Origin of the sequence: Tsuneonella troitsensis, from assembly GCF_001441535.1 — a bacterium.
Classification (GTDB): Bacteria; Pseudomonadota; Alphaproteobacteria; order Sphingomonadales; family Sphingomonadaceae; genus Tsuneonella; species Tsuneonella troitsensis.
Map to the genome: position 1 here is coordinate 32,110 of NZ_LMAU01000005.1, position 14,580 is coordinate 46,689.

Annotated in this window: 12 protein-coding genes; 10 read left to right on the forward strand and 2 right to left on the reverse strand. The window is 62.5% G+C overall.

Features of this window, described 5'->3' with window-relative positions:
• Positions 1-158: 158 nt before the first annotated feature.
• From moaA to AR323_RS11650, 9 genes are all read left to right on the forward strand, one after another.
• Complete coding sequence (moaA, locus tag AR323_RS11610; RefSeq protein ID WP_057884160.1) at positions 159-1,139, forward strand: GTP 3',8-cyclase MoaA; 981 nt, start codon at positions 159-161, stop codon at positions 1,137-1,139.
• A gap of 120 nt (positions 1,140-1,259) precedes the next feature.
• Positions 1,260-4,004, forward strand: coding sequence for a nitrate/nitrite transporter (locus AR323_RS11615; protein ID WP_057884316.1), 2,745 nt, complete (start codon positions 1,260-1,262; stop codon positions 4,002-4,004).
• A 17-nt stretch (positions 4,005-4,021) separates the two neighbouring features.
• The gene (locus AR323_RS11620) at positions 4,022-7,819 is read left to right on the forward strand and encodes a nitrate reductase subunit alpha (protein WP_083495396.1); all 3,798 of its coding nucleotides are present in this window, start codon (positions 4,022-4,024) and stop codon (positions 7,817-7,819) included.
• On the forward strand, positions 7,816-9,345 hold the full coding sequence (narH, locus tag AR323_RS11625) for a nitrate reductase subunit beta (RefSeq protein WP_057884161.1): 1,530 nt from the start codon (positions 7,816-7,818) through the stop codon (positions 9,343-9,345). The genes AR323_RS11620 and narH overlap by 4 nt, the downstream gene beginning before the upstream one ends.
• Positions 9,342-10,037, forward strand: coding sequence for a nitrate reductase molybdenum cofactor assembly chaperone (gene narJ / locus AR323_RS11630; RefSeq protein WP_057884162.1), 696 nt, complete (start codon positions 9,342-9,344; stop codon positions 10,035-10,037). The genes narH and narJ overlap by 4 nt, the downstream gene beginning before the upstream one ends.
• A complete protein-coding gene (gene narI, locus AR323_RS11635) occupies positions 10,034-10,828 on the forward strand; it encodes a respiratory nitrate reductase subunit gamma (protein ID WP_057884163.1) in 795 nt (264 codons plus the stop codon). Before narJ ends, narI begins: the two co-directional genes overlap by 4 nt.
• Positions 10,825-11,727, forward strand: coding sequence for a peptidylprolyl isomerase (locus AR323_RS11640; RefSeq protein WP_083495397.1), 903 nt, complete (start codon positions 10,825-10,827; stop codon positions 11,725-11,727). Before narI ends, AR323_RS11640 begins: the two co-directional genes overlap by 4 nt.
• Positions 11,724-12,086 (forward strand): hypothetical protein, encoded by a 363-nt coding sequence (locus AR323_RS11645; RefSeq protein WP_057884164.1) that lies wholly within the window; start codon positions 11,724-11,726, stop codon positions 12,084-12,086. The genes AR323_RS11640 and AR323_RS11645 overlap by 4 nt, the downstream gene beginning before the upstream one ends.
• Entirely contained in the window at positions 12,058-12,267 is a 210-nt protein-coding gene (locus AR323_RS11650) for a hypothetical protein (protein ID WP_057884165.1), read from the forward strand. The genes AR323_RS11645 and AR323_RS11650 overlap by 29 nt, the downstream gene beginning before the upstream one ends.
• On the opposite strand, the gene AR323_RS11655 is transcribed toward AR323_RS11650, so the two are convergent.
• The gene (locus tag AR323_RS11655; RefSeq protein WP_152980335.1) at positions 12,264-12,770 is read right to left on the reverse strand and encodes a hypothetical protein; all 507 of its coding nucleotides are present in this window, start codon (positions 12,768-12,770) and stop codon (positions 12,264-12,266) included. The genes AR323_RS11650 and AR323_RS11655 overlap by 4 nt on opposite strands.
• A 109-nt stretch (positions 12,771-12,879) precedes the next feature.
• On the opposite strand from AR323_RS11655, the gene AR323_RS11660 reads away from it, so the two are divergent.
• Positions 12,880-13,557, forward strand: a complete 678-nt coding sequence (locus AR323_RS11660; RefSeq protein WP_057884167.1) for a Crp/Fnr family transcriptional regulator — start codon at positions 12,880-12,882, stop codon at positions 13,555-13,557.
• 9 nt (positions 13,558-13,566) lie between these two features.
• Here AR323_RS11660 and AR323_RS11665 read toward each other — a convergent pair whose 3' ends face one another.
• Entirely contained in the window at positions 13,567-14,472 is a 906-nt protein-coding gene (locus tag AR323_RS11665) for an alginate export family protein (protein WP_161808742.1), read from the reverse strand.
• Positions 14,473-14,580: the final 108 nt, after the last annotated feature.

The window sequence follows — 14,580 nt, forward strand, 5'->3', positions numbered from 1 at the left end:
ACGCGGCGGACTGCCAATCAGATGAGCCGTACGGGCAGCACACGATTGATTCACATCGCAAACCCGGCCACATTCCAATTCAGGTCAGTGACGAATCTTACGGGAGGCGTGCGGACAGGGTGGAGACGGTAACGGCGGATTCGAGCCCCCGGCCCGACATGGTCGACAGCTTCGGCCGCATCATCACCTATGTCCGCATCTCAGTGACCGATCGCTGCGATTTGCGCTGCCGCTATTGCATGGCGGAACGGATGCAATTCCTTCCGCGGCGGGAAATTCTCACGCTCGAGGAAATCGCCGCTCTCGCGGATATCTTCATCGCACGCGGGGTTCGCAAGATCCGGCTGACAGGGGGCGAGCCACTGGTCCGCCGGGGCGTGCTCGAACTGGCCTCGGCGATCGGCAGTCGCATTGGTGCCGGTTTGGACGAACTGACAGTCACCACCAACGGTACCCGGCTCGAACATTTTGCTGCCGGCCTTTACGCAGCGGGGGTGCGGCGTATCAACGTCAGCCTCGACAGCCTGCGCGCCGACCGGTTCGCGCACGTAACGCGCGGAGGCGACCTGGCAGGCGTATTGCACGGGATCGACGTGGCAGCGCAAGCTGGGCTCGCGGTTAAGATCAACACCGTCGCGCTAGCGGGAATAAACGACGACGAAATCGCCGCCATTTTGCGGTGGTGCGGGCAAAAAAGCTTCGATCTGACGCTGATCGAGACGATGCCGCTAGGCGAAGTGGAGGAGGATCGGACCGATCGTTACTTGCCGCTGGACGGCGTTAGGCGCGCGCTCGAAGAAGAGTTCGCGCTTACGCCTTCATTGCGTCGCACCGGCGGGCCCGCGAGATATTATGAAGTGGCCGAACTGGGCGTGCGGCTCGGCATGATCACGCCGCTGACCAACAACTTCTGCGATGGGTGCAATCGCATTCGAGTCGCGGCCACGGGAACGGTCTACGGTTGTCTCGGCCACGACCAGAAAGTCGATCTGCGCGATGCCTTGAGAGAGGGTGGGCCAGCCCAAGTCGACGCGCTTCTCGACCAGCTTCTGGCGGGCAAGCCGCGTCGCCATGATTTCCGCATCGGCCCGGCCACCGTGCCCGCGGTCGCTCGGCACATGAGCGTGACCGGGGGATGAAGCGGGCGGGGCAAAGCAAGGCAAGCCGCCTTGCAGAACCGCGCCGAATTGATCCGCGTCAATGGTTGGAGTGGTCTCGGCCTTATGACGGGCTAGAACCAACCAATGGACGATGGCCCCATGTCTGATGCCGTAACCCCTGCACCGGCACCGGTACCGTCCGAGGCAGCGGGGCGTGTGCTCTGGACGAGCACAGCTGCGTTTACCGCCTGTTTCGCGGTGTGGACGATCTTTTCGATAATCGGGCTGGGGGTAAAGGACGAGCTCGGCCTAAGCGAAACGCAGTTCGGGCTGCTTGTCGGCACTCCGATACTGACCGGTTCGATTTCCCGCGTGATGCTGGGTGTCTGGGCCGACCAGATCGGAGGCCGCAGGGTGTTTGCAGCCGTCATGGTGTTCGCGGCGATCGCGACGTTCCTCACCTCGTACGCCGACAGCTACATCATGCTTCTTCTTGCCGCGCTCGGGGTGGGGATGGCGGGCGGCACATTCTCCGTCGGGGTAACCTACGTCTCGAAATTCTACCCAGCGCAGCGGCAGGGCACGGTGCTGGGCATTTTTGGCGCGGGCAACGTCGGCGCCGCCGTCACGAAGTTCCTCGCACCGTTCGTCATGGTCGCCTTCGGCTGGCAGATGGTGGCGCAGATCTGGGCGGCCGGTCTCCTGCTGATGAGCCTCATCTTCCTGGCGCTGACGCGAGAGGATCCCGAACAGGTGGCTCGCCGCCGCGACGGTCGCAAGGCAGCGGCGACGGCTGCGCAGCTCTCCGTACTCAAAAACATCCAGGTATGGCGCTTCGCTCTGTATTACTTTTTCGTATTCGGCGCGTTCGTGGCGCTGGCGCTGTGGCTGCCGCGCTACCTGATGGGGGTGTACGGGCTGGACGTCGGCACGGCCGGAATGCTCGCAGCCTTCTATTCGGTCCCCGCCAGCCTGTTCCGTATCTACGGGGGAAAGCTGTCCGACCGATACGGTGCGCGCTCGGTGCTCTATTTGACTTTCGGCGTTTCGGTTTTGACGACCTTCATGCTGTCGTACCCGCCAACGACGTACATCATCGAAGGCGTTCGCGGGCCGATCACTTTCCGGACCGAAATGGGTCTAGTCCCGTTCCTCGTCACAATCTTTGTGCTTGGCCTGTTCATGAGCTTTGGCAAGGCGGCCGTGTTCAAGCACATTCCGGTGTATTATCCCAACCACGTCGGAGCGGTCGGAGGGCTGGTCGGAATGGTGGGCGGACTCGGTGGCTTCATCCTCCCGCTGGCCTTCGGCGCATTGCTCGATCTTACCGGGGTGTGGACCAGCGCGTTCGTGTTGCTTTTCGTGCTCGTGCTCGTCGCGCTTGTCTGGATGCACTTCGCCGTTCGCTACATGGAGAGGATCGCCCAGCGTGGCGGCACGTCGGCGGCAGTGCCGGAGCTTCCAGAGATGCAGGGACTTGGCGAGCCCGGCTTCGTCGCGCCGCCGCGCAAGGCCGGTCCGATCGACGATTGGCGGCCCGAGGAGCCGACTTTCTGGCGAGCTACGGGCCGCTCGATCGCGCGGCGCAATCTGTGGATTTCGACTTATTGCTTGCTGCTTTCGTTCGCCGTGTGGATGGTCTGGAGCGTGGTCGTCGCCCGGCTGCCGGCGATCGGCTTCGGTTTTTCCACCGATCAGCTGTTCTGGCTGGCGGCGCTTCCCGGCCTTTCGGGTGCGACCTTGCGGATATTCTATGCTTTTCTCGTGCCGATATTCGGCGGAAGGTTGTGGACCACGCTTTCGACCGCGACCCTGCTGATCCCCGCGTTCGGGATCGGCTACGCGGTCCAGGACCCGCAAACGCCGTACCTCATCTTCCTGGTGCTGGCGCTTCTTTGCGGTTTCGGGGGAGGCAACTTCGCTTCGTCGATGGCGAACATCAGCTATTTCTTTCCCAAGGCGGAGAAGGGCAACGCGCTGGCGATCAATGCCGGGTTGGGTAACCTCGGTGTCAGCCTGATGCAGTTCCTCGTGCCCGTGGTGATTACGATGAGCGTGTTCGGTGCGCTCGGCGGACAGGCCCAGACCGCCGCAGATGGCACCCGGTTGTGGATGCAAAATGCCGGGTTCGTATGGGTGCCCCTCATCGGGATAGGCACACTGGCCGCATGGTTCGGGATGAACGATATTCTCTCCGCCAAGTCATCGTTCGCCGACCAGGCGACGATTTTCGGACGCGGACACACATGGCTGATGTGCTGGCTCTACACCGGCACCTTTGGCACGTTCATCGGCATGTCCGCCGGGTTCCCGCTTCTTGCCAAGCTGGTGTTCCCGCAAGTCGACGCGCTCAAATACGCTTTCGTAGGTCCCCTTCTTGGCGCCCTTTCCAGGGCCGGAACGGGCTGGATATCGGACCGGTTGGGCGGAGCGCGCGTGACATTCTGGGTGTTCGTGGTTCAGATATTCGCCATCGTGGGCATCATCGTCTTTCTCGATCGGGCAAGCTTCGCGGGCTTTTTCGCGATGATCCTGCTGCTCTTTTTCGTCAGCGGCGTCGGCAATGCATCGACGTTCCAGATGGTCCCCGGCATCATGCGGCGGGCCGTAGACCTTGCAGAACCCGCGCTATCGCAAGAGCAGCGTCGCCTTCAGGCTGAACGGGAATCGGCTGCGGTTATCGGGTTTACGTCCGCGATTGCCGCATACGGCGCATTCTACATCCCGAAAGCCTATGGCTCGTCGATCGATCTCACAGGCACGGCCAATGCCGCCTTGTGGGGATTTCTAGCGTTCTACGTGAGTTGCGCGGCGCTCACCTGGGTCGTCTACAGTGGGCCCAACGGCATCCTGCGCGGTCACGGCCGAGCGCGGCCCGCACTCCCCACAGTTCAGCCGGCGTGATCAAAGGAGCCTGACGCATGAGCCATTTCCTCGACCGTCTGACTTATTTCCGGCGAACGCGCGAGAAATTCTCCGATGGTCACGGGATCACCACCGACGAGCCGCGCGAATGGGAGGATGCCTATCGCAAGCGCTGGGCGGCGGACAAGATCGTGCGCTCCACCCACGGCGTCAATTGCACCGGTTCGTGCTCGTGGAAGATCTACGTGAAGGGCGGGATCGTCACCTGGGAAACCCAGCAGACCGATTACCCCCGAACTCGGCCCGACTTGCCCAACCATGAGCCGCGCGGCTGCCCGCGTGGTGCGAGCTACAGCTGGTATCTCTATTCCGGCACACGGGTAAAATATCCGCTCGTGCGCGCGCGGCTGGTCCGCCACTGGCGAGAGGCGCGCAAGACTATGACCCCGGTCGCCGCTTGGCAGTCGATCGTAGAGGATGCCGGCAAGCGGCGCGACTGGGTCTCGAAGCGCGGCAGAGGCGGATTCGTGCGCTCGGGTTGGGACGAGGTGACCGAGATCATCGCCGCTGCCAACGCCTATACGATCAAGAAATACGGCCCCGACCGCATCGCCGGGTTCTCGCCTATCCCGGCGATGTCGATGATTTCCTACGCCGCGGGCAGCCGGTATCTCTCGCTGATCGGGGGCAATCTGCTGTCTTTTTATGACTGGTATTGTGATCTCCCGCCGTCGAGCCCGCAGACTTGGGGCGAGCAGACCGACGTTCCTGAGAGCGCGGACTGGTACAACGCCGGGTTCCTGCTGGTTTGGGGCTCGAACATTCCGATGACCCGCGCGCCGGATGCGCATTTCTATTCAGAGGTGCGCTATCGCGGCGCGAAGAGCGTGGTCATCGCCCCGGATTATAACGAGGCAGCCAAGTTTTCCGACCTGTGGTTGCACCCCAAGCAGGGCACCGACGCCGCGCTGGCGTTGGCGCTCGGCCACGTGGTGCTGCGCGAATTTCACGTTGATCGGCAGGCTGAGTACTTTGCGAGCTATACCCGCAAATATTCGGACTTCCCTTTGTTGGTGAAGGTGGTCGAGCGGGACGGCCGTCTGGTCCCTGACCACTTGCTGCGCGCAGCCGATCTCAACGGAAAGTTGGGCGAAAACATCAATCCCGACTGGAAGACGGTCGCCTATGACGAATTGTCAGGCGAGCTGGTTGCCCCGCTTGGTTCAGCCGGTTTCCGCTGGGGTGAGCAGGCTAACTGGAATCTGGAGGAAAAGGACGGTCAAGGCCGCGATGTCCGCCTCCGCACCACGCTCGCGGGACACGAGGACGCCATCGAGCCCGTCGCCTTCCCCTATTTCGGGGGTATTGCACCGCACGACTTCGTGGCCACCGGACACGACGAGATCCTGATGCGCAACGTGCCGCTCAAGAGACTTGAATTCGCCGACGGAAGCAGCGGCTACGTCGCCACGGTGTTCGACTTGTTTTGCGCCAATTACGGGGTGGACCGGGGTTTTGGCGGCGGAAACGTCGCGGCGAGCTACGACGACGACGTTCCTTTCACTCCCGCATGGGCGGAAAAGGTCACCGGAGTGCCGCGCCAGGCGATCATCCAGGTGGCGCGCGAGTTCGCCGACACCGCGGAGAAAACCAACGGTCGCTCGATGGTGATCTTGGGGGCGGGACTCAACCATTGGTACCACATGGACATGAGCTATCGCGGGATCATCGCGCTGCTCGTGATGTGCGGCTGCATCGGCCAGTCTGGAGGCGGCTGGTCGCATTACGTCGGCCAGGAAAAGCTGCGCCCGCAGACCGGCTGGGCGCCGCTCGCATTCGCGACCGACTGGACCCGTCCTCCGCGCCAGATGAATGGCACCAGCTTCTTCTACGCGCACACCGACCAGTGGCGGTACGAAACGCTGAAGATGTCGGAGATACTGTCCCCGGTCGCGCCAGCGGGCGACTGGTCGGCCAGCCTGATCGATTACAATGCGAAGGCCGAGCGGATGGGCTGGCTGCCTTCCGCTCCGCAGCTCCAGCTCAATCCGCTGGAGCTAGGCCGCCACATCCACGAGACTGGCGCCGATGCGGCCACCGTGGTGGCGGACGGCTGGAGATCGGGCGAAATCAAGCCCGCGACGCTCGACCCCGACAACCCGGTGAACTGGCCGCGGAACATGTTTTTCTGGCGATCCAACGTCCTTGGTGCAAGCGGCAAGGGGCATGAGTATTTCCTCAAGCACCTTGTCGGTTCGATGCACGGCGTCGTCGGCACCGACGAGGATCCGCGGATCGACCGCCCTCAGGATATCGTCTGGCACGACGAGGCCCCAGTCGGAAAGCTCGACCTCATGGTCAACATCGACTTCCGGATGTCGACCACCAGCCTGTATTCCGACATCGTGCTGCCGACCGCCACGTGGTACGAAAAGCACGACCTCAACACCTCTGACATGCACCCGTTCATCCACCCGCTGTCGGCCGCGGTGGACCCGGCGTGGGAGACCAAGAGCGACTGGAACATCTTCCGCGCGATTGCCAAGAAGTTTTCCGACATCGCGCCCGAAGTGCTTGGCGTCGAGCACGACGTCGTCCTCACCCCGATTCAGCACGATACTCCGGGGGAAATGGCCCAGCCCTATGAGCCGAAGGACTGGCTGAAGGGCGAGTGCGAGCCGATACCGGGCAAGACGATGCCAAACGTCCAAGTCGTCGAGCGCAATTACCCGGAAACCTATGCGCGATTCACATCGATGGGACCGTTGCTCGAAAAGCTTGGCAATGGCGGCAAGGGCATCGGCTGGGACACGAAGAAGGAGATCGAACTGCTCGGCGACCTTAACGGCCGAGTCCTCGATGGTCCTACTGAGGGGCGGCCCAAGATCGATACCGATATCGACGCGTGCGAGACGATACTGATGCTTGCGCCGGAGACGAACGGCGAGGTTGCGGTCAAGGCGTGGGCCGCGCTCGGCGAGATCACCGGGCGTTCGCATCACCATCTCGCCAAAGGCAAGGAAGAGGAGAAGATCCGCTTCCGCGACGTCGCCGCTCAACCGCGCAAGATCATTTCATCGCCTACGTGGTCGGGTCTGGAAAGCGAGCACGTCTGCTACAACGCGGGTTACACCAACGTCCATGAGCTGATCCCATGGCGCACGCTGTCGGGTCGCCAGTCGCTCTACCAAGACCACCACTGGATGCGCGCATTCGGCGAGGGATTCGTCACGTGGCGCCCTCCGATCGATACCAAGACGGTTCTACAGGTGATCGGCAAGCTCCCGAACGGCAACAAGGAGATCATGCTCAACATCCTGACGCCGCACCAGAAATGGGGAATCCATTCGACATATACAGAAAACCTCATCATGCTCAGCCTCAACCGGGGCGGGCCGACCGTGTGGATCAGCGAGGATGACGCGAGGGCGGCCGGGATTGTCGACAACGACTGGATCGAAGTTTTCAACGTGAACGGCGCGCTGACTGCGCGGGCGATCGTGTCGCAACGGATCATGTCCGGCTCGGCATTAATGTACCACGCGCAGGAGAAGCTGGTGAACACTGTGGGCTCGGAAATCACGGGCCAACGCGGGGGGATCCACAATTCGGTCACGCGGATCAACATGAAGCCGACGCACATGATCGGCGGCTACGTGCAACTCGCATACGGCTTCAACTACTACGGCACCGTGGGCGCGAACCGCGACGAGTTCGTGATCGTGCGCAAAATGAGCGAAGTGAATTGGTTCGACAAGGCGGCCGACGACAGCGCGGCGGTCGAGGGGGGCGCGGCAGACTGGGGCACGGGAACTCCGGCTGACCGAGCCGCAGCACAGGAGGTCGCCCGATGAAAGTCCGCGCGCAAATCGCGATGGTCCTCAACCTCGACAAGTGCATTGGCTGCCACACCTGCTCGATCACCTGCAAGAACGTGTGGACCAACCGCGAAGGGGTCGAATACGCCTGGTTCAACAACGTCGAGACCAAGCCAGGCATCGGTTATCCCAAGGACTGGGAGAACCAGGAACGCTGGAAAGGTGGATGGGTCCGCAAGAAGAACGGCAAGATAATCCCGCGCCAAGGGGCCAAGTGGCGCATTCTGTCGAAGCTCTTCGCCAACCCCCACCTGCCTGAAATCGACGACTTCTATGAGCCGTACACATTCGAATACGAATGGCTGCAATCCGCGCCGGAGATCCAGGCGCAGCCAACGGCGCGGCCCAAGTCGCTGATCACCGGCGAGCTGCTCAACAAGATCGAATGGAGCGGAAACTGGGAGGACATGCTCGGCGGGGAGTTCGAGAAACGCAGCCACGATTACAACTTCGAAGGGGTCCAGAAGGAGATCTACGGCCAGTTCGAAAAGACCTTCATGATGTACCTGCCGCGGTTGTGCGAGCACTGTCTCAATCCGGCGTGCCTTGCCTCGTGCCCCTCGGGCGCGATCTACAAACGGGCCGAGGACGGCATTGTCCTGATCGACCAGGAGAAGTGCCGCGGCTGGCGAATGTGCGTGTCGGGCTGCCCCTACAAAAAGATCTACTACAACTGGGCGAGCGGTAAATCGGAGAAGTGCATCTTCTGCTACCCGCGCATCGAGACCGGCCAGCCGACCGTATGCTCGGAAACTTGCGTCGGGCGCATCCGCTATCTGGGCGTGGTGCTTTACGATGCCGACCGCATTGAGGAGGCGGCCAGCGTAGAGGACCCCAAGGACCTGTATCCCGCGCAACTCGGGGTGTTCCTCGATCCCAACGACGTCACGGTGCAAGAGGCCGCCCGGGCAGAAGGTATTCCGGATACCTGGCTGGAGGCGGCTACCCGTTCGCCGGTTTACAAGATGGCGATGGAGTGGAAAATCGCGTTCCCGCTCCACCCCGAGTATCGCACGCTGCCGATGGTCTGGTACGTGCCGCCACTGTCGCCCATCCAGTCGGCAGCCGAAGCTGGCAAGATCTCGGCGCAGGACGGCATGCCAGACGTGCGGTCGTTGAGGATTCCTCTGCGCTATCTCGCTAACCTGCTCACTGCGGGTGATGAGGAGCCCATCGCCATGGCGCTCGAACGAATGCTCGCAATGCGTTCGTACATGCGCGCCAAGAGCGTGGAAGGCCGTATCGACGAGTCGATCCCGGCCCGTGTCGGGCTCGACCGGGCGACGATAGAGGAGATGTACAAGATCATGGCGCTCGCCGCCTACGAGGATCGCTACGTCATTCCGACCGCGCGCCGCGAACTCGAGGAAGACGCGTTCGTGCTGCGTGGATCCTCGGGCTTCGGCTTTCGCGAGAACACTCTCGGCACAACCAAGACCAACCTGTTCGGAGGAGGCCCTAAAAAGGCGCCGCGCGATCCACGGATGGAGTTGCCGACATGAGGCTCACGCTCAAGGCATTCGCGGCGCTACTGGGATATCCGTCGTCCGAGTTGAGGGAGCACGCCGGCGAGATCGTCGAGGCGGTCGGGTCGGAAGGCGTCCTGCCGCGTTCGGCTCTGCGGCGCTTGCAGCCCCTTCTCGACCGGCTAGCGACCGACGACCTCCTCGATCAGCAGTCAGTATACAGCGAGCTGTTCGATCGCTCGCGCTCGCTCTCGCTCCACCTGTTCGAGCACGTCCACGGCGACAGCCGCGAACGGGGTCAGGCGATGATCGACCTTGGGCATCAATATCTCGAACACGGCTTCTATCTCGAGGCCAGCGAGCTGCCCGATTTCATCCCGGTATTCCTCGAATACGCGGCATTCCTGCCATCCGCCGAAGCACGCGAAACGATCGCTCAGCCGGCGCATGTATTCGCCGCGCTCGCCGAGCGACTGGACAAGCGCGACTCGGATTACGCGGGCGTTTTCCACGCAATCGTCGGATTGGCCGGGGCCCGTCCGGACGCGGCCGCGGTGGCGCAAGTGGACGACAATACCCCGCCAGTCGATCCGCCGGTGGAGGAAGACTGGGAGGAAACCCCTGTGTCATTCAGCGCCCACGCGGCACATGAAATGGGCGGACCGACCGGCCCGGTCGCCCGCATTCGGGCAGCCAACCGGGCCAAGGCACAGGAGGCAGGACGATGACCGATTTCATCAATCAGCTGGCATTCGGCTGGTACCCCTATCTGGCGGTGACTGTCCTCGTGCTCGGTAGCGTCCTGCGGTTCGATGCCAACCAGTACAGCTGGCGCTCGCAATCGAGCCAGTTCCTGCGCCGCAAGCAGATGGTGATCGGCTCGAACCTGTTCCACATGGGCATCATCATCCTCTTCTTCGGCCATCTAGTTGGATTGCTGACCCCCATCAACGTGTTCGACACACTGGGGATCGGACATGGTTTCAAGCAGACCGCCGCGCTCGTGGTGGGCGGCATTGCAGGGCTTGCTTCGTTCGTCGGATGCTCGCTCCTGCTCCATCGTCGCCTGTTCGATCCGCGTATTCGGCGCAGTTCGTCCGTCGGAGATATTCTCGTTCTCGTCCTTATCTGGATCCAACTCGTTCTTGGCATCGCCACGACGTATTGGACGCTCCAGCATCTCGACGGGAGCGAGATGGTGCGGTTCATGAGTTGGGCGAACGGGATTCTCACGCTCGATCCGGCGGCGCCGGGCGAAATTCGCGATGTCGCCCTGGTGTACAAGCTTCACATCGTGCTGGGCCTCACGCTGTTCGTGGTCACCCCATTCACCCGACTGGTGCACATCTGGAGCGCACCGGTGTGGTTCCTGTTGCGGCCGGGCTATCAGATCGTTCGTTCGCGCCGGTCGGACAAGCCGAACTATTCGCTCACCCGCGGACCGGCTGGTGGCGCGCCGAGCTACGGGGGACCGGCCGTTCTGCGGCAGCAGGCGGAAAGTGGGGAGGCGGGAGCATGAGCCGGCGGCTCGACGTCATCAACTTGGGCGATCCGCAGTTGCGGCCCGCGCCAGCCATGCCGAGCGCGTGCCAAAGCCATGGGTGTTCGGGCGGGCCCGAGCCGCTGCTGCCACCCCCGCCGAGTTTCGGCGAAGTCAAGGTGAACGGGGTGGAGATCGACCCCGACGCAATCGCCCGCGAAATCCAGCATCATCCCGCGCCCGATGCGGAGACCGCATGGTCGGAGGCCGCGCGCGCGCTCGCGGTGCGCGAACTGTTGTTGCAGGAAGGCCGTCGGCTCGGCCTGACGGAGGTCACCGAGACGGGCGGGAGCGAGCCCGCCGACGAGGCCCTCATCACGGCCGTGTTGGAACATGAAGTCGAACCCGCCGAAGCGTGCGAGGCCGAGTGCCGTCGCTACTACGACGCGAACATCGACCGCTTCCGTACCCCCGACTTGTTCGAAGCTGCGCACATTCTGCTCGAGCCCGAAGGCAAGGACGAACCGGCGTGGTCTCTCGCGGAAACGCGAGCGCGCGCGCTGATCGGGGAAATTGGCGACAGCCAGGACAAGTTCGCCGCGGCCGCGCGCGAACTGTCGGGATGCTCTTCGGCCCAGCAGGACGGATTCCTCGGTCAAATTCGTCGAGGGGAACTTGTGCCCGAAGTTCAGGCTGCAATCGAGGCTCTGGCTAACGGAGAGACCGGGCGCGAGCCGGTGCGCTCTCCGTTCGGTTGGCATGTTCTGCGGCTTCATCGCCGGATCCCCGGCCGGACTTTATCGTTCGAGGCGGCAAGGCCCAAGATCGCGGACATGCTTGAGGCGCGCAGCTGGTCGATGGGGGCGGCGCGTTACGTCGCCGACCTCGCCCGCAAAGGGCAGGTGGAAGGAGTTCTGATCGAGGACGCCGGCGGATGACCACGCTTGGAGACGTTCTCGGTGCAGCGCGGCGATCGGCGAGTGGCTTCGAGGTCTGGCTGCAAGACTCTGATCCGGCCCTCGCCAGCCGTGTAGCCGACGCCTCTCTGCGAACCGGCATGAGCTTCACGCAATACGTGCGCGCGGCGCTCGCCGATTTCGCGCGGTTCGCTTCGGAGGAGGACTGGGCGACCTTGATGTCCTCGTTACGCGACAGTGACGATCCGGGAACTTTGTGCCTTCTCGCCATGGTCGACTGGCGCTTGACCGCCAGCGGGTGCGGCGCCCACAACCACCGTCACGAAAACGGCCAGAATCATGGAGCGTCCGATGAACGACCCGCTGCCAGGCAAGGCTGAAGAGGGCCCGCTCAACCCGGCGCTCAAAAGCCAGTCTGAAACCGTATACGACACCACACATAGCTCTCCGGCGCCAATCGACACGACGTCGGCCACAGAGGGCGAGGGAGAGGGCTGGCCGTGGATATGGCTGGTCGTGACCGTCCTGTGCGTTGCGCTGGCTATCTGGTTTCTGCTCTAGCCGCCCGTCAGCGCCACGACAGTGCCGGACTCAGCCAAAGCCGGCATCGGTTCTAGCCAGACTGGGACGCTTTCGCCTGGACCCGGCGGTCGGGCCATGTACGCCACGGCCCGGCAACCTTGGGCAACCGCGATGTTTTGCAGCTCCGCTCTGAGCGCGCGTTGCACGTCGATTCCGCGCCGTAGGCTGAACGCCGCGAAAAGTTCGACTTCTAGAACCCGCTCGCTTCGCAGGTTAGGCTTCGGATGGAACGTGGCTATACCGTACAGGCAATTCCTACCTGCTCGCGCGCCCAATATGCCGCCCTCCGATAGCATCACGGTCCGCGCAAAGCGGAGCCACCGATCGAGGTCTACGCGGACGACCGAGCGCACCAGCGGATATGCCAGCGCCAGCTCGCGCTTGTCCAGCCGTACGACCTGCCAGTTGAGCATCGAAACCCCCAGACTAAGCTTCTCTCGGTTGAACCATAGGTTCGAACCGTTAGTGAGGGTGTGAGCCACATCAATCCGACGCCTTGGCAGACACCAGCAACTGAGGTAATAATTGCCCTACACCCCGTCAGGTGCCCTGAGTTCCTTACCGGCAGGTCATCCTTGCGAAACCTGCCCAGTGCGCCCGATCACCATTTGTCGCAGCCTGAAGCCCGAGGTGCTTGCCGATATGCGCCGACTGGGGACCATGCAGCGCCTCAAAAGTGGGCAACCCGTCTTTCACGAGGGTGACCCGGCCCGGCGCGTTTTCATGCTGACGCTTGGTTCGTTGAAGATTTACACGCTGCTCGGCGATGGTCGGCGGCAAGTAACCGGCTTCATGTTCCCGGGCGATTTTCTCGGGATATCGCTCGAAGGCGAGTATGCTTTCACGATCGAAGCACTTCAGAGCGCTGAGCTGTGGTGGTTCTCGCGACCGGCCTTCGACAGTTTCATCGAGGCGCATCCGTCGGTCGAGCGTGAACTGTATCGCATGGCCGCGCACGAGTTGGCGGCGGCACAGCGCCAAATGGTCCTGCTGGGCCGCAAGACCGCGGCGGAGCGGCTAGCGAGCTTTTTTCTGGAGTTGCTCAAGAGTCAGGAACAGCTGAATGGCGGCAGGACCGAGCGCCAGTTCGACCTACCTATGAGCCGGCTGGATATCGCCGATTATCTTGGTCTCACCAAGGAAACGGTGAGCCGCATGCTGTCGGAGCTGCGATCCCGGGGGCTCATTCGCCTAGAACAGCAGAACAGGATCGAGGTGCTGGATCGCGAACAGCTGGAGGACGTCGCCGGCGGCAACGACGAGGTTTAACGCGCGTAGCTACAGGCTGAATTCGAGCTGCAGCCATAGCTTGCGAGTGTTCGCGCCGAAGCTTCGCGCGTGATAGCTGGCATACTTTATCAACGCAGAAACCTTTTTGAGCCTGCCGCCGATCATCGCGTCGAACTCATGGCCATAGCGCGCCGTCCCACCGGAACTGCTATAGCGATGAACGATGATTCCCACGTTGAGACCACCAATCGCTTTCACTTCCGGAAATTTCCGACCGAAAGCGATGTGGACGTCCCGCAATCCGCCAGGCGGCGTGGTCAGGAACATGTCGGCCCAGCCGTTGAACTTGTGGAGCGTCGCCAACGGAGTTTGAACCGCGCGTCCGTTGTCGCTCCCCAGCGTTTCGACGCCCACGCCGAGATCGAAATCAGCCATCCTGGTCGAGGCATCGAGCGACCAGTAGTTGGCCGCATAGGAGAGAGGATTGGAGCCGTAGTCGGACTGGCGCGCATAGCTGGCACGTAGGCCTAGAGAAGTCTTTCCTCCAACCGGCACGTCGGCGGAAAGGAATCCCCCGTAAGTCTGGCTGCTGTTGGCCAATGCGGAGGCTTCGTCATACTCGATCAGGTAAGCAAAGAGCTTGCCTTCAACAGGCCCCCTCTTGGCAGCGACGCCCGCCAACAGGAAATCGCCAGCGAGCGCGGAGCGAGGTCCGGCATCGGTTCCGAAAATCGTCCGCTGGCTCGTCGCATAAGCAAGGTCGATCGATGCCGGCCCGATCGCGGCGGTTCCCCGCACCGCGTCAAACGTTTGTTCGTTCTGCCGCCAACCGACCGAGCCCACCCAGCGCTGATCGTCCAGATCAATCCGTTGGCGGCCCAGGGTAAGCGTCCTTGCGTTCGTGCGATACTCGATTTGCAGGCGGTTGAGCTCGGCGTTCTCGGGGTCGGGCACGATCGCTTGCGCCGGCCTCCACTGCCGATTTCCGGGCGCGGGAAACGGAAACGCGCTGTAGTCGTGGACCGGCGCAAGCGTCGCTTCCCCTTCAATTAGTATAGAAAT

Excerpts from the sequence above, each read along its gene's own strand:
- moaA (WP_057884160.1), top strand. The coding sequence starts at position 159 with ATGGTCGACAGCTTCGGCCGCATCATCACCTATGTCCGCATCTCAGTG.
- AR323_RS11645 (WP_057884164.1), top strand. The coding sequence starts at position 11,724 with ATGACCACGCTTGGAGACGTTCTCGGTGCAGCGCGGCGATCGGCGAGT.
- AR323_RS11650 (WP_057884165.1), top strand. The coding sequence starts at position 12,058 with ATGAACGACCCGCTGCCAGGCAAGGCTGAAGAGGGCCCGCTCAACCCG.
- AR323_RS11615 (WP_057884316.1), top strand. The coding sequence starts at position 1,260 with ATGTCTGATGCCGTAACCCCTGCACCGGCACCGGTACCGTCCGAGGCA.
- AR323_RS11640 (WP_083495397.1), top strand. The coding sequence starts at position 10,825 with ATGAGCCGGCGGCTCGACGTCATCAACTTGGGCGATCCGCAGTTGCGG.
- narJ (WP_057884162.1), top strand. The coding sequence starts at position 9,342 with ATGAGGCTCACGCTCAAGGCATTCGCGGCGCTACTGGGATATCCGTCG.
- narH (WP_057884161.1), top strand. The coding sequence starts at position 7,816 with ATGAAAGTCCGCGCGCAAATCGCGATGGTCCTCAACCTCGACAAGTGC.
- narI (WP_057884163.1), top strand. The coding sequence starts at position 10,034 with ATGACCGATTTCATCAATCAGCTGGCATTCGGCTGGTACCCCTATCTG.
- AR323_RS11620 (WP_083495396.1), top strand. The coding sequence starts at position 4,022 with ATGAGCCATTTCCTCGACCGTCTGACTTATTTCCGGCGAACGCGCGAG.